This window comes from Nocardia brasiliensis NBRC 14402 (assembly GCF_000308475.2).
GTDB classification, from domain to species: Bacteria; Actinomycetota; Actinomycetes; order Mycobacteriales; family Mycobacteriaceae; genus Nocardia; species Nocardia brasiliensis.
The window spans coordinates 1-18,399 of the sequence record NZ_BAFT02000033.1 but is presented as its reverse complement, the minus strand read 5'-3'; the positions used below and the strand labels follow the sequence as shown (position 1 = coordinate 18,399).

Annotated in this window: 16 protein-coding genes; 8 read left to right on the top strand and 8 right to left on the bottom strand. The window is 68.3% G+C overall.

Annotated elements, in window-relative coordinates:
- From TY25_RS09665 to TY25_RS09640, 6 genes are all read right to left on the bottom strand, one after another.
- Positions 1-690, bottom strand: a 690-nt coding sequence (locus TY25_RS09665) for an HpcH/HpaI aldolase family protein (protein WP_042255595.1), incomplete at its 3' end; no start/stop codon positions are given.
- Entirely contained in the window at positions 675-1,460 is a 786-nt protein-coding gene (hpaH, locus tag TY25_RS09660) for a 2-oxo-hept-4-ene-1,7-dioate hydratase (RefSeq protein WP_042255594.1), read from the bottom strand. The genes hpaH and TY25_RS09665, both read right to left, overlap by 16 nt.
- Before the next feature lie 11 nt (positions 1,461-1,471).
- Complete coding sequence (gene hpaD, locus TY25_RS09655) at positions 1,472-2,590, bottom strand: 3,4-dihydroxyphenylacetate 2,3-dioxygenase (protein ID WP_256656745.1); 1,119 nt, start codon at positions 2,588-2,590, stop codon at positions 1,472-1,474.
- Between the two features lie 29 nt (positions 2,591-2,619).
- On the bottom strand, positions 2,620-4,146 hold the full coding sequence (gene hpaE / locus TY25_RS09650) for a 5-carboxymethyl-2-hydroxymuconate semialdehyde dehydrogenase (RefSeq protein WP_042255592.1): 1,527 nt from the start codon (positions 4,144-4,146) through the stop codon (positions 2,620-2,622).
- A 20-nt stretch (positions 4,147-4,166) separates the two neighbouring features.
- Positions 4,167-4,865, bottom strand: a complete 699-nt coding sequence (locus tag TY25_RS09645) for a GntR family transcriptional regulator (protein WP_226887317.1) — start codon at positions 4,863-4,865, stop codon at positions 4,167-4,169.
- Complete coding sequence (locus TY25_RS09640; RefSeq protein ID WP_042255590.1) at positions 4,847-6,334, bottom strand: fumarylacetoacetate hydrolase family protein; 1,488 nt, start codon at positions 6,332-6,334, stop codon at positions 4,847-4,849. Before TY25_RS09640 ends, TY25_RS09645 begins: the two co-directional genes overlap by 19 nt.
- Before the next feature lie 145 nt (positions 6,335-6,479).
- Between TY25_RS09640 and TY25_RS09635 the strand changes: the two genes are divergently transcribed.
- From TY25_RS09635 to TY25_RS09600, 8 genes are read left to right on the top strand one after another with little or no spacing between them, the layout of a single operon-like run.
- The gene (locus tag TY25_RS09635) at positions 6,480-7,835 is read left to right on the top strand and encodes an MFS transporter (RefSeq protein WP_042255589.1); all 1,356 of its coding nucleotides are present in this window, start codon (positions 6,480-6,482) and stop codon (positions 7,833-7,835) included.
- Between the two features lie 3 nt (positions 7,836-7,838).
- Positions 7,839-9,767: an FAD-binding monooxygenase gene (locus tag TY25_RS09630; protein ID WP_042255588.1), complete on the top strand. Its 1,929-nt coding sequence runs from the start codon at positions 7,839-7,841 to the stop codon at positions 9,765-9,767.
- Positions 9,764-11,236: an APC family permease gene (locus TY25_RS09625; protein WP_042255587.1), complete on the top strand. Its 1,473-nt coding sequence runs from the start codon at positions 9,764-9,766 to the stop codon at positions 11,234-11,236. The genes TY25_RS09630 and TY25_RS09625 overlap by 4 nt, the downstream gene beginning before the upstream one ends.
- Positions 11,237-11,282: 46 nt before the next feature.
- The gene (locus tag TY25_RS09620; protein WP_042255586.1) at positions 11,283-12,929 is read left to right on the top strand and encodes an amidohydrolase; all 1,647 of its coding nucleotides are present in this window, start codon (positions 11,283-11,285) and stop codon (positions 12,927-12,929) included.
- A 23-nt stretch (positions 12,930-12,952) separates the two neighbouring features.
- A complete protein-coding gene (locus tag TY25_RS09615; protein ID WP_088606801.1) occupies positions 12,953-14,086 on the top strand; it encodes an ornithine cyclodeaminase family protein in 1,134 nt (377 codons plus the stop codon).
- A gap of 11 nt (positions 14,087-14,097) precedes the next feature.
- On the top strand, positions 14,098-15,219 hold the full coding sequence (gene solA / locus TY25_RS09610) for an N-methyl-L-tryptophan oxidase (RefSeq protein WP_042255585.1): 1,122 nt from the start codon (positions 14,098-14,100) through the stop codon (positions 15,217-15,219).
- A 6-nt stretch (positions 15,220-15,225) separates the two neighbouring features.
- Entirely contained in the window at positions 15,226-16,767 is a 1,542-nt protein-coding gene (locus TY25_RS09605; RefSeq protein ID WP_081868783.1) for a GMC family oxidoreductase, read from the top strand.
- Positions 16,767-17,702: an AraC-like ligand-binding domain-containing protein gene (locus TY25_RS09600; protein WP_052382896.1), complete on the top strand. Its 936-nt coding sequence runs from the start codon at positions 16,767-16,769 to the stop codon at positions 17,700-17,702. Before TY25_RS09605 ends, TY25_RS09600 begins: the two co-directional genes overlap by 1 nt.
- Here TY25_RS09600 and TY25_RS09595 read toward each other — a convergent pair.
- Positions 17,699-18,094: a nuclear transport factor 2 family protein gene (locus TY25_RS09595; protein ID WP_042255596.1), complete on the bottom strand. Its 396-nt coding sequence runs from the start codon at positions 18,092-18,094 to the stop codon at positions 17,699-17,701. The two genes, TY25_RS09600 and TY25_RS09595, sit on opposite strands and share 4 nt — an antisense overlap.
- Positions 18,095-18,108: 14 nt before the next feature.
- A partial coding sequence (locus TY25_RS09590) for a MoaF C-terminal domain-containing protein (protein ID WP_042255583.1) occupies positions 18,109-18,399 on the bottom strand: 291 nt, incomplete at its 5' end.

Sequence of the window (18,399 nt, the reverse complement as noted above, 5' to 3'; positions counted from 1 at the left end):
GTGATGGGCGTACACCGCCGCCTGGTCGGGGTCGAAGGCGTTCACGCCCACGGGCTTTCCGGCCGCCAGCACCTCGCTGAAGGCGCGGTGCACCTGTGCCGTGACATCCGGATGGGTCTGCTGACCGAGCAACCCCATCGCGGCCGCGAGGTCGCTGGGGCCGACGAAAACTCCGTCGATGCCGGGTGTTTCGGCGATGGCGCGGGCATGATCGACGCCCTCCGGCGTTTCGATCTGCACGAACACCGACACGTGGCCGACGGCCTCGGAAAGGTAGTTTTCGATGCGATTCCAGCGTGCGGATCGTGCGAGCGCGCTGCCCACTCCGCGTCGACCGAACGGCGGGTATTGCGCCGCCGCAGCGACATTGCGCGCTTGCTCGACGGTGGACACCATCGGCACCAGAATGTTCTGCGCACCCAGATCCAGGACCTGCTTGATAACCACGGTGTCACCCACGGGTACCCGGACGACCGGTGTCACGGCGTAGCCGGACACGGCATACAGTTGCGCGAGTACGGATTCCAGTCCGTTCGGTGCGTGCTCCATATCGACGAGCACCCAGTCGAGCCCGGACCCGGCCATGATCTCGGCGACCACCGGCGACCCGGTGGTGATCCAGCCGCCGTACCGCGGCCGGTCGGTGTTTGCCAGCACCTCGCGCAAGGTCGGATTCAGGCGAAGCGGCATGTGATCGTTCCCATCGGTCCGTAGTCGGCGAGGATGGTGTCGCCCGGCTCGACCCACAGCGGCCGGGTGAACGAGCCGGCGAGCACGAGCTCGCCGGCGTCGAGCCGGTCGCCGTGCTCGGCGAGCTTGTTCGCCAGCCAGGCGACCCCCGCCGCGGGATGGTTGAGCACCGCGGCGGCCACACCCGATTCCTCGATCGTCTCGTTGCGATAGAGCAGTGCGGACACCCAGCGCAGGTCGACCGAGTTGGGCCGCACCGGGTTTCCGCCGTAGACCAGACCGCCCATCGCCGCGTTGTCGCTGATCGTGTCGACGATGGTCCGGCCCGTCAGGTCGATCCGCGAGCTCAGGATCTCCAGCGCCGGAACCACGTATTCGGTCGCCCGCATGACGTCGAAGATCGTGGCGCCGGGGCCGTCGATCGGCGCACCGAGCACGAACGCGAGTTCGACCTCGATCCGGACGTTGGCGAACCGGTCGTGTTCGATGACGGCGCCGTTGTCGTAGACCATATCGTCGAAGATGGCCCCGTAGTCCGGCTCGGTGATGCCGGTGGCCGCCTGCATCACCTTGCTGGTGAGCCCGATCTTGCGGCCGATGGGCTTGCGGCCGTTCGCGATACCGCGCCGGCGCCATTCGTTCTGCACCGCATACGAATCCGTGACCGTCATCGCGGGGTAGCGAGCGGTCAGCAACGGGATGGTGCGGCGGTCCCGCTCCGCGGCGGCCAATTCGTCGGCGATCGCGGTGATTACCTCGCTGGGCAGCATCGGTGCTCCTGTCAGAGTTGCGCGCCGAGCTTGTACTCGCCGGGCGCCCGGCCGGTACCGGTGCGGCTGTCCGGCTTTCGGGTGTAGGAGAAACCGTCGGCGCCGATCGTGACGGCCATCTCCGAATCGTCGGTCCGCGCGGCGATCGGCTGCGGATTGCCGTCCAGGTCCAGGACGAGAGAGGCCTCGGTATACCAGCTCGGCACCACCGCCGTGCCCCACCAGTCGCGGCGCTGATTGTCGTGCACGTCCCAGGTGACCACGGGATTGTCCGGGTCGCCGGTGTAGTAGTCCTGCGTATAGATTTCGACGCGGTGCCCGTCGGGGTCACGCAGGTAGAGGTAGAAGGCGTTCGAGACGCCGTGGCGGCCGGGTCCGCGCTCGATCCGGTCCGACAGCCGCAGCGCGCCGAGCTTGTCGCAGATGGCGATGATGTTGTGCTTCTCGTGCGTGGCGAACGCGACGTGGTGCATCCGCGGCCCGTTGCCGCCGGTCATCGCGGTGTCGTGCACCGTGGACTTGCGGCGCAGCCACGCCGCGTACACCGTGCCCGCCGCGTCCTGGATGTCCTCGGTGACTCGGAAGCCCAAGTCCTCCATGTACTTCACGGCCCGTGGCACGTCGGGCGTGACCTGGTTGAAGTGGTCGAGCCGGACCAGCGCGCCCGGGGTGTGCAATTCGTAGTGCCAGGTTAGCCGCTCGACGTGTTCGGCGGCGTAGAAGAACTCGTACGGGAAGCCGAGCGGATCCTCGACCCGTACCGAGTCCCCGATGCCCTTGGTGAAACCGGCCTCCCGCCGCTCGACACGACAGCCCAATTCGGTGTAGAAGGCCACGGCCCGGTCGAGTTCCGCGGGGCCGCGGACACGGTAGGAGAAGGCCGCGACGGCGGCGATCGGACCCTTGCGCAGCACGAGATTATGGTGGATGAATTCCTCGAACGACCGCAGATAGACGGTGTTTTCGTCTTCCTCGGTGACCACCAGGCCGAGGACGTCGACATAGAAGTGCCGCGAGCGTGCCAGGTCCGTCACGACGAGTTCCATATAGGCACAACGGAGCACGTCCGGCGGTGCCGAATCCGGCGTGCGGAGTGGATCGGTCGAACGAATCGGATTGTCCGCGGTCACAACAGGTTCGGGGGAGTCGGGAGTGATGGTCACGCGGATTCCTGCTTGCCGAAGGTCGGATTGTGGGCCGGGCCGAGGGTGATGTGCACGGCCTGCTGGTCGGTGTAGAAATCGATGGAGCGGTAGCCGCCCTCGTGGCCCAGCCCGGAGGCCTTCACGCCGCCGAACGGAGTGCGCAGGTCGCGGACGTTGTTGGAATTGAGCCACACCATGCCGGCCTCGATCGCCTGTGCGAAGGTGTGTGCGCGTTGCAGATTCGTGGTCCAGACGTACGCGGCGAGGCCGTACCGGACCCCGTTGGCGAGCGCGAGCGCCTCGGCGTCGGTGTCGAACGGCGTGATGGCGACGACCGGGCCGAAGATCTCTTCCTGGAAGATCCGCGCGTCCGGCGCGACATCGGCGAACACGGTGGGCGCGACGAAGTTTCCGGAGTCGAACCCGTCCGGTCGGCCACCACCGGCGACCAGGCGCCCCTCTGATCGGCCGATGTCGATATAGCTCATCACCTTGGCGTAATGCTCCGGATGGACCAGCGCGCCGACCTCGGTGGCCGGATCGTGCGGGTAGCCGACGGCCACCCGTTTCGCTTGCGCCGCATAACGTTCGACGAACTCGTCGTAGATCGATCGTTCGACGAGGATGCGGCTGCCCGCCGTGCACCGCTCGCCGTTGAGCGAGAAGACGCCGAAGATGGTCGCGTCCACGGCGGCGTCCAGGTCGGCGTCGGCGAATACGATCGCGGGGCTCTTGCCGCCCAGCTCCATCGACAGCCCTTTGAGCGACGCGGCGGCGTTGCCGAAGATGATCCGGCCGGTGCGACTCTCGCCGGTGAACGAGATCAACGGCACGTCAGGGTGTTTCACGAGCGCGTCGCCCGCTTCCTCGCCGAGTCCGTTGACCAGGTTGAACACACCGCGCGGCAGTCCGGCCTCCTCGAAGATCCCGGCCCACAGCGACGCGGACAGGGGCGTGAACTCGGCGGGCTTGAGCACCACGGTGTTGCCGGTGGCCAGCGCGGGCCCCAGCTTCCACGACTCCAGCATGAACGGCGTATTCCACGGGGTGATCAACCCGGCGACGCCGATCGGCTTGCGGTTGACGTAGTTGAGCTGTTGCCCCGGCACTTTGTAGGTGTCGTCCACCTGGGCGACGACGAGATCGGCGAAGAAGCGGAAGTTCTCGGCCGCGCGGCGGGCCTGGCCGAGCGCCTGGGTGATGGGCAACCCCGAGTCGAACGATTCGAGTTCGGCCAGCCGCGCGTCCCGGGATTCGACGATGTCCGCGATCCGGTACAGGATGCGGGACCGCTCGCGGGGGCGCATGCGCGGCCAGGGTCCGTCGCGAAAAGCGTTGGCCGCGGCGGTCACCGCACGGTCGATATCGGCTCGTTTGCCCGCGGCCGCCCGGACGTAGACCTCGTTGGTGACCGGGTCCAGGACGCCGAAGGTGGCGCCGTCGACCGAGTCGACGCAGACGCCGTCGATGTAGTGCTGGATCCGCGTCGGCAGGTCCGCGGGCAGATGCGGGGTGGCGGCTGTGCGCACCGCGTTCGTCATGAACGACTCCAGTTCCGGGTTCAGGTGGCCGGTAGGCCGAAAGTCTCGTCGGGGTGTTCGTGGATCAGGTAGGCGTCGAGAGTGGCGGCGCGGTGGCGGCGGGCGACCTTCTCGATCTCGCCGAGCGGTGCGCCGATCTCGATGAGGCGCACGATGCTCTCGTGCTCGCGCACCGATTCGTGCGCCCGCCCGGGGACGAAGGAGAACGTCGAGGACCGCAGATGTCCCAGGCGCGCCCATTCGGCCTCTACGAGGGCGACGAGGCGGGGATTCACGCACTTGGTGAACAGGATCGAATGGAACTCGTGGTTGAGCGCGGTGAAGGCGCTCGGGTCGAAATCGCCCAGGGACTCGACCATTCGCTCGTTCACCGCTCGCGCGCGGCGCAGGTCGTCCTCGGTCAGGCGGCCTGCGGCGAGCGCCGTCGCCGCGCCTTCGAGCACGCTCAGCGCCTGCATGCTGTGCCGATACTGCGAATCGTCCACCATCGAAACCTGCGCGCCGACATTGCGTTCGAAAGTCACCAGGCCTTCGGCCTCGAGCTGGCGGATGGCTTCGCGCACCGGGACCACGCTCATGTCGAGTTCCTTGGCGATGGTGCTGAGCACCAAGCGGTAACCCGGTGTGTACTCCTGCCGCGCGATCCGCTCCTTGAGCCAGTGGTACGCGACCTGTGACTTGCTCTGCGTAGCACTGGGATTCACTGACTCTTGCGCCACTCTCGGTACCTCGCCTTCCATTCCGCATCGGGGGGAAACAGCCCGCGCACCGGATGGCCGGCGCCGACCTGCTCGGCGATCCAGCCGTCTTGGATCTCCTGTTCGAGAGCATCGTCGACGACCGCCGCGGCCACGCTCGGGGGTAGGACGAGCACCCCGTCACCGTCGCCGACGATGATGTCGCCGGGCTGTACGGTGGCCCCACCGCAGCAGATGGTGAGATCGGCGTCCCACGGCACGTGCCTGCGGCCGAGGACCGCGGGATGCGGGCCGGCCGTGAAGACCGGGACACCGATCCCGGCGACCGCGTCGTGGTCGCGGACACCGCCGTCGGTCACCACGCCCGCCGCACCGCGCACCTTGGCCCGGAGCGCGAGAATATCGCCCAGCGTGCCCGATCCGGTTTCGCCGCGCGCTTCGATGACGATCACCTCGCCCGGCGCCACGGTGTCGAACACCCGCTTCTGTGCGTTGTAGCCCCCGCCGTGGCTATCGAAGAGATCCTCGCGATTCGGCACGAACCGCAGTGTGCGTGCGATGCCGACGAGCCGGGCGCCTGGGCGTACCGGCCGGACACCGTCGATGGACACATTGTTCAAGCCACGCTTGCGCAGCTGCTGCGACAACGCCGCGACCGGCACCCGGGACAGCTTGTCGCGCAGCTCGTCGGAGAGTGCGGCACGCGGCGGGGGCAGCCCTGCGGCGCTACGCGATCCCCAGGCCTCGACCCGCTGGGTGTCATCGATCGAGGGGAGTGAGCCGAGCGCGGGGTCGAACTCGTGGCTGCCCTGCTCGACCGTGGTGACGAGTCGCCCGGAGCTGAGTGTCGCCGCCGCGCCGGGCGCGTCGACTTCCACCTCGACCACGTCGCCGGGTACGACGACCGACGATCCGGCCGGGGTGCCGGTGAGGATCACGTCGCCGGGTTCGAGCGTGAAGTGCTGGGAGAGGTCCGAAACCAGTTGGGGGAGTGTGAAGAGCAGTCCTGCCGTGTGATCTTCCTGGGCGAGTTCGCCGTTGACCCACGTGCGCACACGCAGCGCGGCCGGGTCGAGGGTCCGCGCGTCGATGAGATCCGGGCCCAGCGGCGTGAATCCGTCGCCGCCTTTGGCGCGCACGTTCGAACCCTTGTCGTTCGCCCTGAGGTCGTACAGGCCGAAATCGTTGCCCGCGGTGACGGAAGCGACGTGCTGCCAGGCGGATTCGATCGGCACCCGGCGGGCCGGGGCGCCGATGATCAGGGCGATCTCGCCTTCGAACGCCAGCAGTTCGGTGCCCGCGGGCCGCTCGACGACACCGCCGCTCGCCGCGACCGAACTACTCGGCTTCAGGAAGTAGGACGGGTGTGCCGGTCGGCGACCACGCTGATCCGCGCGGGAGGCGTAGCTGAGATGGACGGCGACGATCTTGCCCGGCCGGCTGGGCAACGCGGAAAACCGTTGTGCGCCAGCGTCGTTGCCGATCTTCATGAACCTCCTCGGCCGCTCTTGCATCGTATTTCAAATCGTATATCATTGGTGAATCGCGTCGCAAGTGACGCAGATCGCATTTCACGGCCGTAGAGCATGTCCGGCATCGAAGGAGTCCCAGATGAACGCGCCACCCCGGTCTGGGATGCCGAACCCATCGTTCGTCAGCGAAACCGATCGCCGCCGAGTCGTTTTCGCGACCGTGGTCGGGACGACGATCGAGTGGTACGACTACTTCGTCTACGCCGGGGCCGCCGGACTGGTCTTCGGCAAGCTCTTCTTCCAGCCCGCGGGAGACTCGATCGCGACCCTGCTCTCCTTTCTCACGGTCGGGATCAGCTTCCTGTTCCGCCCGCTCGGCGCGTTCCTGGCCGGTCATTTCGGGGACAAGTACGGCCGCCGCGTCATCCTGATGGTGACGCTGGTGGCGATGGGTGCCGCGACCACGCTGATCGGCCTGCTCCCGACCTACGCCACGATCGGTGTCGCCGCTCCCGTCGCGCTGATTCTGCTGCGCATCCTGCAGGGCGTCTCCGCGGGCGGCGAATGGGGCGGGGCCGTGCTCCTGGCCGTCGAACACGCACCGCCCGGCAAGCGCGGGGTGTTCGGGGCCGCGCCGCAGGTGGGCGTCCCGCTCGGGCTGCTGCTGGCCTCCGGCGTGCTGGCCCTGATGACGGCGATCGCGCCGGGCGACGCCTTCCTCGAATGGGGTTGGCGCGTCCCGTTCCTGCTGTCGATCGTGCTCATCGTGATCGGCCATTACATCCGCAGGCGCGTCGAGGAGAGCCCGGTCTTCGTGGAACTCGCCGAACGCAGTGAACGGGCGACCATGCCCGTCCTCGAGCTGTTGCGCAGGCACGGGCTGCTCGTCCTGGTCGCGGCGCTCGTGTTCGCGGGCAACAACGCCGTGGGCTACCTGACGACCGGCGGCTATATCCAGAACTACGCCACCGATATGCACGGGCCGGTCGGTCTCGACCGCGGGCCGGTGCTGTGGGCGGTCGCCGGTTCGGCGGTGACCTGGTTGCTCTGCACCTGGCTCGGTGCCGTGCTCAGCGACCGGCTCGGCAGGCGCGCAATCTATCTCATCGGCTGGGTGCTCGTGCTCGCCGCCTTGATCCCGCTCTTCCCGCTGGTGGACACCGGCAATCCCTGGCTGCTCTGCGCCGGACTCGCGCTGCTGACGGTGGGCCTCGGCTTCACCTACGGCCCGCAGGCCGCGCTCTACGCCGAACTGTTTCCGGCTTCGGTCCGGTTCTCCGGCGTCGCGGTGTCCTACGCGCTCGGGGCGATTCTCGGTGGTGCGTTCGCGCCGACGATCGCCACGGCGCTCGTCCGGGCCACCGGCACGACCACCTCGGTCGTGCTCTATCTCGGCGGGTTCGTGCTGCTGAGCCTGGCGGCGACCGCGGTCCTGCACGATCGCAGCGGGATCCCGCTGGGCCCGGATCACGAAGCGGCACAGGCGATCAGCCCCATCAGAGGAATGACGAGGGTCTGAACAATGCAGTTCCACCATTACGGATACGTGTCCACCGATCCGCGCATCCAACCGGCCGCGGGCGTCGGCCTCGACCGCCCGGACGAACTGCCCGACGAGGTGGACGTGCTGATCGTGGGCACCGGCCCGGCCGGCATGATCACCGCCGCGCAACTGGCGCAGTTTCCCACCGTCGTCACCCGGATCATCGAACGGCGCCCGGGCCGGCTGGCCATCGGACAGGCCGACGGCATCCAGGCCCGCAGCGTGGAGACGTTCCAGGCGTTCGGCTTCGCCGAACGCATCGTCGCCGAGGCGTTCCGCATCACCGAAATGACGTTCTGGAAACCGGATCCCGCGGATCGGAGCCGGATCGTCCGCGCCGCGCGGACCCAGGACGATCCGACCGGGATCAGCGAGTTCCCGCACCTGCTGGTGAACCAGGCCCGGGTGCTCGACTACTTCGCCGAGGCGATGCGCAACGCCCCCACCCGGATGCGGCCCGACTACGGCTACGAGTTCCGCGACCTGGAATTCACCGGCGGCGCTTATCCGGTGGTGGTTACGCTGGCGCACTCGGCGGGTGAACGCGACGGACAGTTGCGGACGGTACGCGCGAAATATGTGGTCGGCGCGGACGGGGCGCACAGCCGGGTGCGTGCCTGTATCGGCTGTGTCCCGCGGGGCGACAAGGCGTTTCATGCCTGGGGCGTGATGGATGTACTGGCCGTGACGGACTTTCCGGATATCCGCACCAAGTGCGCCATCCAGTCCGGTTCCGGCGGCAGCATCCTGCACATCCCACGCGAGGGCGGCTATCTGTTCCGCATGTATGTCGACCTGGGCGAGGTCCCCGCGGACGACCAGGGCAAGGTGCGAGCCACCGGCATCGAGGCGATCATCGAGCAGGCCAACGCGATCCTGCATCCCTACACGCTCGACGTCCGGCATGTCGCGTGGCACAGCGTCTACGAGGTCGGTCATCGGGTGACCGATCGCTTCGACGATGTGCCGCTGGACGAACTGGGCAGCCGCACGCCCCGGGTGTTCATCACCGGCGACGCCTGTCACACGCACAGTGCGAAGGCCGGGCAGGGCATGAACGTCTCGATGCAGGACGGTTTCAACCTCGGCTGGAAGCTCGGATACGTGCTCGCGGGCCGGAGTCCCGAAACCCTGCTGGCGACGTATTCGGCTGAGCGACAAGTGATCGCGCGCAAGCTCATCGACTTCGACCGCGAATGGTCGAGCATGATGGCCAAGCGACCGGAGGAATTCGAGTCGCCCTCCGAATTGGAGGACTTCTACGTCAAGACCGCGGAATTTCCCGCTGGATTCATGACCGAGTACCAGGCCTCGATGATCGTCGGTGACCGGACTCACCAGCATCTCGCGCCCGGATTTCCGATCGGAAAGCGCTTCAAATCGGCACCGGTGGTCCGGGTCGCCGACGCGAACCCGGTGCACCTGGGGCATCACCATCGCGCCGACGGGCGTTGGCGCATCTATGCTTTCGCTGCCGATGCGGCCGCGGCGGGGACCGCGCTGGACGGATGGGCGCAATGGCTTGCCACGTCGTCCGACTCGCCGGTGGTCGCGTACACACCGAAGGACGCGGACGTCGACAGCGTGTTCGACGTGAAGGTGATCTATCGGCAGGCGCATACGGAGGTCGACCTCGCGGCGGTACCGGAGACCTTCCTGCCGACAGTCGGGCCGTTCCGGGTGGTCGACTACGAAAAGGTGTACGCGATCGACCCGCAGGTCGATATCTTCGCCGAACGCGGCATCGACAGCGGCGGCGCGGTGATCGTCGTGCGCCCCGATCAGTATGTGGCGGCGGTACTTCCGCTCACCGCTACCGCGGCGCTGGCCGAATTCTTCGGCCGTATCCTGCTTTCCCCGCACGTTCCCGCGGCAGCGGTCGGCGACCCCGCGAAGGACGACGCGTGACCGGAAAGAACCCGGCGTCGGACGAGCCGTTCCGGCACGACGATCGGTTGCGCCGCGGTTCGCTCGGCGTGTTCGGCGTGACGTTCTTCGTCATCTCGGCGGCCGCGCCGCTGACCGCGATGGCGGGCGGCGCGCCGATGGCGATGCTGCTCGGCAACGGGCCCGGTGTGCCGGGCGCCTATATCCTGACCGCGGGCACGCTCCTGGTGTTCGCCATCGGTTATACGGCGATGGCCCGTCATCACATCAGCACCGGCGCGTTCTACTCCTACGTCACCCGCGGTCTCGGCCCGCGATGCGGTGGTGCGGCAGCGTATCTCGCGTTGCTGAGCTACAACGCCATGCAGATCGGCCTCTGGGGCCTGTTCGGCGCCGCGACCGGTGGTTTCGTGGCCGACCAGTTCGGGCTCACGATCGACTGGTGGGTGTACGCGCTGCTCGGCATCGCCTTCGTCGCGGTGCTCGGGTATCGGCAGATCGATCTCTCGGTCAAGATGCTGTCGATTCTGGTGGCCGCCGAATTCTTCGTCGTCTTCGTGCTGGCGGCCGTGATCGCCGGGCGCGGCGGCACATTCGGCAGCACGGCACTGAGTGGCGCGCCGCTGACACCGAGCGCGCTGACCAGCGGCTCCCTGCCGATCGCGCTGCTGTTCTGTTTCGCGTCGTTCGTCGGCTTCGAGGCCACCGCGATCTACGGCGAGGAAACCGCGGACCCGAAGCGGACGGTGCCGCGCGCGACGTTCCTGTCCGTCCTCACCATCGGCGTCGTCTACACCGTCGTCACCTTCCTGATGATCAACGGTGCGGGCGTGGACAATACGCGCGGCTTCATCGAAAAGCTCACGGACCCGACGACATTGCTGTTCGAACTCGGCGAGTCCTATCTCGGGTCCTGGTTCACCACGATCATGCGCCTGCTGTTCTGCACGAGCGTCTTCGCGGCCGTGCTCGCCTTCCACAACGCCGTGGCCCGCTACACCTACGCGCTCGGCCGGGAAGGCCTGCTGCCGGACAGTGCTGGGCGGACCCATGTCGTGCATCGGAGCCCGCACGTCGGGTCGGTCGCGCAGTCGGTGCTGGCGCTACTGGTGGTCGCGGTTTTCGCGGTGACCGGCCAGGATCCGGTGCGCGCGTTGTTCACCTGGCTGACCAACCTCGGCACGCTGGGCGTGATCGCGCTGATGGCCGCGTGCTCGTTCGCCGTCGTCGCGTTCTTTCGCAGGAACCGCGACCTGGATCGCAACGTGGTCCGAACACTCGTCGCGCCGGTCGTCGCGGGCCTGGCTTTGCTCGCCGTATTCGGCTATGCGATAGCGAATTTCGATCTGCTGATCAGTTCCGGCGGGATCCTCGTCTGGCTGCTGCCCGGTCTGCTCTTGGTCGCTGCGGTGCTCGGCATCGCTGCGGCACTTCGGCTTCGAACCCGTGCACCGCAGCGGTACGCGGAGATGGGACGACACTATGTCTGACAGAGGCACTATGTCTGACAGAGGCACGATGTCTGATCGAGGCGCGATGGCAGATTCGGCCGAACTGCACACCGACGCCACGGTGTGGACGGCCGACGAGTCGGTACCCCGGGCCTCCTCGTTTCTGGTCCGCGACGGGATCATCGCCGCGGTGGACCCCACCGCGGAGATGCTGACCGGGCGGGAGACCGTGGTGGAACACGACGGCGCGTTCGTTCTGCCGGGCTTCGGGGACGTGCACACCCACCATCTCGTGGCCGGGCGAGCCGACCTCTACGAGCTGTCGTTGCGCGCCACCGACTCGCTCGACGCGGTGCTCGGGGCCGTCGCGGACTGGGCGGCAGGTCTCGAACCCGACGCCTGGGTCGTCGGCGGTGGCTGGGGAAGCACACTCGCGGAGGCGATTTCGAGCCAAGACGTGCTGCACCGGCTCGACCGGGCCGCCGGGGGACGCCCGGTGCTGCTGCGCGACGACAGTTGTCACAATCGCTGGGTCAGCTCGCGCGCCTTGGAACTCGCGGGAATCGACGGTGCGGGCCCGGATCCCGCGGACGGTGCCGTCGTGCGGGATCGGGTGACGGGAGCGCCTGCCGGACTGCTCATCGAGTCGGCGCTCATCCCGGTGGAGCGGGCGTACGCGACCGCGCTGGGCGACAGCACCGCCCGGGATGCGGCGGGGTGCCGCCGGGCCATCGAGATGCTGCACGGATACGGCATCACGCACTTTCAGGATGCGGCGGCATCGCTGCCGATGCTGCGCGCGCTCGCCGAACTCGACCAGCGTGGCGACCTGAACGCGTGGGTCGTGACGTCGGCGCAGATCAACGACCGGATCTTCGGCACGCATCCGGTCGGCGCCGCGCTGCTCGAGGTCGCCGAGCAGTATCGAACCACTCATCACCGGCCCGATTTCGTGAAGATCTTCCTCGACGGCGTCCCGACTTCGCGCACCGCGTTGTTCCTGGAGCCGTACCTGCCCGACGCCGAGCACGGGAACGCCTGGGTGGGGGAGAGCGCGATGACGCCCGTCGAACTGACCGGCTGGCTCATCGAAGTGGCCGGGCGCGGGCTCGGCGCCAAAGTCCACTGCACCGGCGACGGGGCGGTGCGCATGCTGCTCGACGCGGTGGCCGAGATCCGCGCCGCCGGGTACACGGACACGATCGTGCAACTGGCGCACGGTGAATACATCGCCGACGCGGATCTGCCGCGCCTCGCCCAGCTGAAGGTCGTCGCGGATCTCTCACCGCCGCTGTGGTTTCCGGGTGTCATCTTCGAGGCGCACTGCCACTGCCTGCCGCGCGAGCGCGCGAACCGGATGTGCCCCAACCGGACGCTGCTCGACTCCGGTGTGCTGCTGGCCGGCGGTTCGGATTGGCCGGTCACGCCGAGCCCGAATCCGTGGATCGGGATTCAGGGTCTGGTCACCCGGGCCGACCCCACGGGCGCGTACCCCGGCACCCTGGGCCTCGAGCAAGCGCTGACGTTGACCGAGGCGCTGCGCGCGTACACGGTGGGCGTCGCTCGCGCGAGTGGGCTCGGCGCGGTCACCGGGTCGCTCACGCCGGGCAAGTCCGCCGACTTCACCGTGCTGGACCGGGATCCGTTCGAGACCGACCCGGCCGCGCTGATCGAAACGAAGTCCGTCGCCACCTGGTTCGCCGGGCGCGCGGTCCATCGCGCGGCGTCGTGACTGCGAAAAGACAAGGAACGTGCATGGATAAGCCCTCGATCGATTTTCTCTACCTGTCCGAGCCGGACATGATCGCGGCGGGCGTGACCGATATGGCCGCCTGCGTCGATGCCATGCAGGAGACCTTCGTGCTGCTGCACCGGGGCGATTACCGCATGGCGGGCCCGAACAGCGACTCGCACGGCGCCATGATCACCTTTCCGGACGACTCGCCGTTCCCGGCCATGCCGGCCAATACCGCGGAACGACGGTTCATGGCCATGCCCGCCTACCTCGGCGGCAGCTTCGGCACCGCCGGGATGAAGTGGTACGGATCGAATATCGCCAATCGCGCCAAGGGATTACCGCGGTCGATCCTCATGTTCCTGCTCAGCGACACCGACACCGGCGCACCACTGGCGCTGATGTCGGCGAATCTGTTGTCCGCGTACCGAACCGGCGCGGTGCCGGGCGTGGGTGCGCGCCTGCTGGCGCGCCCCGACTCGCGGGTGGTCGGCCTCGTCGGCCCCGGCGTCATGGCCCGAACCTCGCTGGCCGCGTTCGTCGCCGCGTGCCCGGACCTCGCGGTCGTCAAGATCAAAGGCCGCGGGCCGGGGAGCATCGCCGCGTTCCGCGAGTGGGTCGCAAAGGAGTACCCCCAGCTCGAGACGATCGTCGTGGACTCGAACGAGGAAGCGGTCCGTGACAGCGATATCGTCACCTACTGCACCACCGGCGTACCCGGCGATCCAGCGAATTATCCACTGATCGTGCGGGATTGGGTGCGGCCGGGGGCGTTCCTGAGCATGCCGGCCCCGTGCGATATCGATGCGGGCATGCAGGCGCCGGAGATTCGCAAGGTCGTCGACAACGTCCGGCTCTACCAGGCGTGGGCCGAGGAAGTCGGCCATCCGTCGCATCATCGGATCCCGATCATCGGTTGCAAGTTCATGGACATGATCCGAGCCGGCGCGATGGACCGGGGCGATCTAGTCGATCTCGGTGCGATCGCCGCCGGGGCTGCGACCGGACGCCGCACCGACGACGAGATCGTGCTCCTCTCGGTCGGCGGTATGCCGGTCGAGGACGTCGCCTGGGGCACCGTGGTGTACCGCAACGCCGTGCGACGGGGGATCGGCACCACGTTGAACCTTTGGCAATCGCCCGAATTGGCATGAGAGGCCGAACCATGGATGCGGATGTGATCGTCGTCGGACTCGGCAGCGCCGGTTCGATGGCGTTGTGGCAGTTGGCCAAACGCGGGCTCGACGTGATCGGTATCGAACAGTTCGGCATCGGTCACGCCCGCGGCTCGTACGCGGGCGACTCCCGCCTGTTCCGTTCGGCCGTGCACGAAGGTCCGCGGTATGTGCCACGGCTGCGGCGTGCCCGCGAATTGTGGCGGGAGCTCGAGCAAGAGACGGGCCGGACGCTGTACGACGAGTGCGGTGCGCTGCAGATCGGTACGGCGGGCTCGGGCGGTATCGCAAAGTCCATCGCCTCGGCCGAGCAATTCGGGCTGCCACACGAGGTGCTGGACGCGCCGGCGTTGCGGGCGCGCTACCCGCAGCACCGGGTCGACGACGACACCGTCGCCGTGCTGGACCGGCACGCGGGCAGCCTCTATCCGGAGGCGAGCGTGCTGGCCGCCGTGCTGGCGGCCAGATCGCACGGTGCGCGCGTGCTGACCAACGCCGCGGTCACCGACTTCGACGAGCAAGGCGGCGGGCTGGAGGTGGTGACGCCCGACGTGCGGCTCACCTGCGCCAAGGTGGTGGTGGCCACGGGCTCCTGGACGCTTCGGCTCCGCCCCGACCTCAGGGGATTTCTGCAGATTCTGCCGCTCTCGCTCACCTGGTTCATGCCGCATCATCCCGAGATGTTCGGCGCGGACCGCTTTCCGGTGTTCATCCGAGACGCGGACGGGGTGCATCTGTACGGGACGCCCAGTCACGACTCCTACAGCGTGAAGGTGGCGACCGAACCGCTGTGGCCCGCGATCGCCTCGCCGGACGACATTCCCGTGTTCAGCCGGGAGGATCTACGCCGAATCAGCAGGTGGGCAACAGATTTCATACCTGACCTCAATCCCGAACCGGTGCGCTACTCGATGCATCACGACCTCTGCGCGCCCGGTGACCTGCCGCTGGTGGATCTCGACGAGGACACCGGAATACTGCTGCTGACCGCGTTCTCGGGACGCGGCTTCAAATTCGCGCCGGTCTTCGGTGAGATCGCGGCCGACCTGCTCACCGGCACCCGGAACGACCTCTGGGACAGCAATTTCGCGCTGTCCACGCACCCGAGGTGAGTGCGCGTGCCGGACTATGAACTGCAGGCCGACTACATCGTCGTCGGCGCGGGCACGGCCGGCTCGGTGCTGGCGCGCCGGCTGCTCGACCGCACCGACGCCACTGTCCTGGTCTTGGAAGCCGGTGGCCCCGATACCAATCCGGCCATCCGCGACCCGCTGCGGATGCACGAGCTGTGGCACGCGGCCGAGGACTGGGACTACTTCAGCGTCGCGCAGCCGCACGCGGCCGGTCGTCGGCTGCACCTGCCGCGGGGGCGGGTGCTCGGTGGATCGCACGCCCTCAACGCGACCATCTACGTGCGCGGCAATCCGGCCGACTACGACTCCTGGGCGGCCGGGTGCGGTGATGCCGGCTGGTCGTGGCGGGAGATCGAACCGCTGTTCCGGCGGATCGAGCGCTACGACCGCGACGCCGGCGGCAAAGGCACCGCCGGACTGCTCGATGTGCTCAGCGACTATGCGATCGACCCGATCCAGGAGGCCGTTCTCGCCGCGGCCGGGCAGGTAGGGATAGCGGCCAATCCCGACTACAACAGCGGCGTGCAGGACGGCGCGGGGCGCGCGCATTTCACCCTGCGCGACCGCACGCGCCTGACCACGGCCGAGGCCTATCTCAAACCGGCGCTGGGTAATTCCCGGTTGTCCGTGCGTACCGGCGCGCAGGTGCACCGCGTCTTGACCCGCCGGGGCCGCGCCTACGGTGTGGCCGGGAGCATCGACGGCCGCGCGTTCCGGGCGTCGGCGCAGGCGGAGGTGGTGCTGACGGCGGGCGCGATCGATTCGGCCGCGCTGCTGCTGCGCTCGGGCCTCGGCCCGGCCGCGGAACTGCGGGCGGTCGGCATCGAGCCGGTCGCGGATCTGCCGGGCGTCGGCCGGAATCTGCTGGATCACTGGCTGGTGCCGGTGCTCTTCAGCGCCGAACGCGAGATCGCGCACACGCCTGGGCTACCGCATGCACAGACCCAATTGTTCTGGCGCAGTGCGCCAGAACTGTCCGTACCCGATGTGCAGCCGCTGCATTTCAGCGTTCCGCTGTACGACCAGTCCTGGATGTCGGGGCCGGACAACGGGTTCTCGCTCATGGCCGGGCTGATCCGGCCCGACAGTGTCGGGCGGCTCACCTTGGCAGCAGCCGAAGGTCCGACGCTGATCGACCCGAAGGTGCTTTCGGCACCTTCGGATCTGGACCGGCTGGCCGCCGCGGTGACGCTGTGCCGGCAGATAGGCGCCGCGCCCGCCCTGCGCGAGTGGGGCGCGGCCGAGCGATACCCGGGGCCCCGGGTGCGTTCCCGCGCGGACCTGCGGGACTACATCCGGCGGACGGTGATCACCTACCACCACCTGTGTGGCACCTGCGCACTGGGCACGGGCCCGGAAGCCGTGGTGGATCCGGCACTTCGGGTGCGCGCCGTGACGGGCCTGCGGGTCGCGGACGCCTCGGTGATGCCGACCATCACGACCGGCAACACCCATGCGCCCGCCATGGTGATCGCCGAGCGGGCCGCCGACCTGATCGCGCCGGTGCGAGCGATGCGGAGCCGATGATGGTGATCCGCATCGACTCCGCGCCCGGCGGCCGCGCCCCGGCCCGTCTGGATTCGCCATTGGACATCGTGGTCGACGACGCGGCGCATTTTCGTGGTCGCATCCGCGGGCACGTCGCGGGGGAGTTGGTGTTCGCGGAGGTCTCCGCGATCCCGCATCGGGCCGACGGCACGGTCCGCGCGCGGGCCGAGGCGTATTACAAAGTGCTGGTGCCGGTCCGGGGATCGTGCCTGCTGAGCCAAGCCGGTCGGCAGGTGCGCCTGGGCACGAACGACGTCGCGGTGCTGGATACGGCGCAGCCGTATTCGGTGCTGTTCGACGCCGCGTGCCGGTTACAGGTCGCGGCGTTTCCGCGCCGCGTACTGCGCCTGCCCACCGCCGGAGTCGAGGCGAGCACCGCGACGGTGCTGGCCCGGCGGCATCCCGCGACCGTGCTGCTGTCGACGTTGTTGTCCGGAATGACCGCCAGGACCGGCGAATTGGGCACGATCGAGCTGCTCCGATTGGCCGATATCGTGGTCGATCTGGTGGCGACCGTGCTGGCCGCGCACGCCGACGAGGACCCGGCGGCGACCGCCGTCGCGCAGCAGGCGGTGCTGCCGCGGGTCAAGGCGTTCCTCGAAGACCATCTCGATGATCCGGACCTGTCCCCGGCGATGGCGGCCGAGGCCGCGCATCTCTCGGTCGGCTACCTGCACAAGCTGTTTCGCGTCGAGGGCACCACGGTGTGCGGTTGGATCCGGCAGCGACGGCTGGAGCACTGCCGCGCCGACCTGACCGACCCCGCGCTGTACGGGCTCGCAGTCGGCGCGGTCGCGGCGCGCCGGGGATTCGTCGACGCGGCACACTTCAGCCGGCTGTTCAAGCTGACCTACGGTGTGCCGCCCCGCGAATACCGAATCCTCAACGGGAGAGGGAACTTTCCAGGCGGTTAACCGCGCATCGCGGCTTGCACGGCCGCGGTGTCGGTGAATTGCTCGAAGCGCTCGACGGTCCCGTTCGACAAGCGCCACACGTGTACGAAGCGGGCGGCCATCGCCTGTCCGGTCGCCCGGAAAGTACCCGAGTAGGTGCCGATCCCGATGACGATGCCGTCCGAGCCGCCCGCGATTTCGTCGACGGTGGCCGTGTAGCCGTCCCATTCGGCGGCGATTCGCGCGAAGACGTTGTCGCGCACCGCGTCCGGGCCGATATAGGTGCCCGCGTAGGGGAATCCCGCCATCTCGGTCCAGGCCACGTTCGCGGCCAGCGGAGCCAGCATGCCGGGCAGGTCTCCCCGGTCGGAGGCGGCGTAGTGGGCCTTGATCACGTCGAGGTCACGGTTCATGGCGTCGCTCACTCTCAAATCGGTTGCTCGTCTTGGGGATACTGCACGCGGCCGAGGCTGGTGATGTGGGCGCCGCCCGGTGCGTTGCGCACCGCGCCGCCCTTGCCGATGCCGAAGAACTTGCCGGTGGAACGCATCGCGGCGAGATCGTAGAGCCAGGTCGCCGCGACCGGGATGAGGAACTCGCGAAAAGTGAAGACGTAGAAGTCGTCCGCGAGCTTCCAGGTCGTCGCCAGATCGACATCGCCGTGACCGCGTTGTTCGCCGACCAGGCACTGCCAGCAATAGCGTTCGGAGCTGAGGTA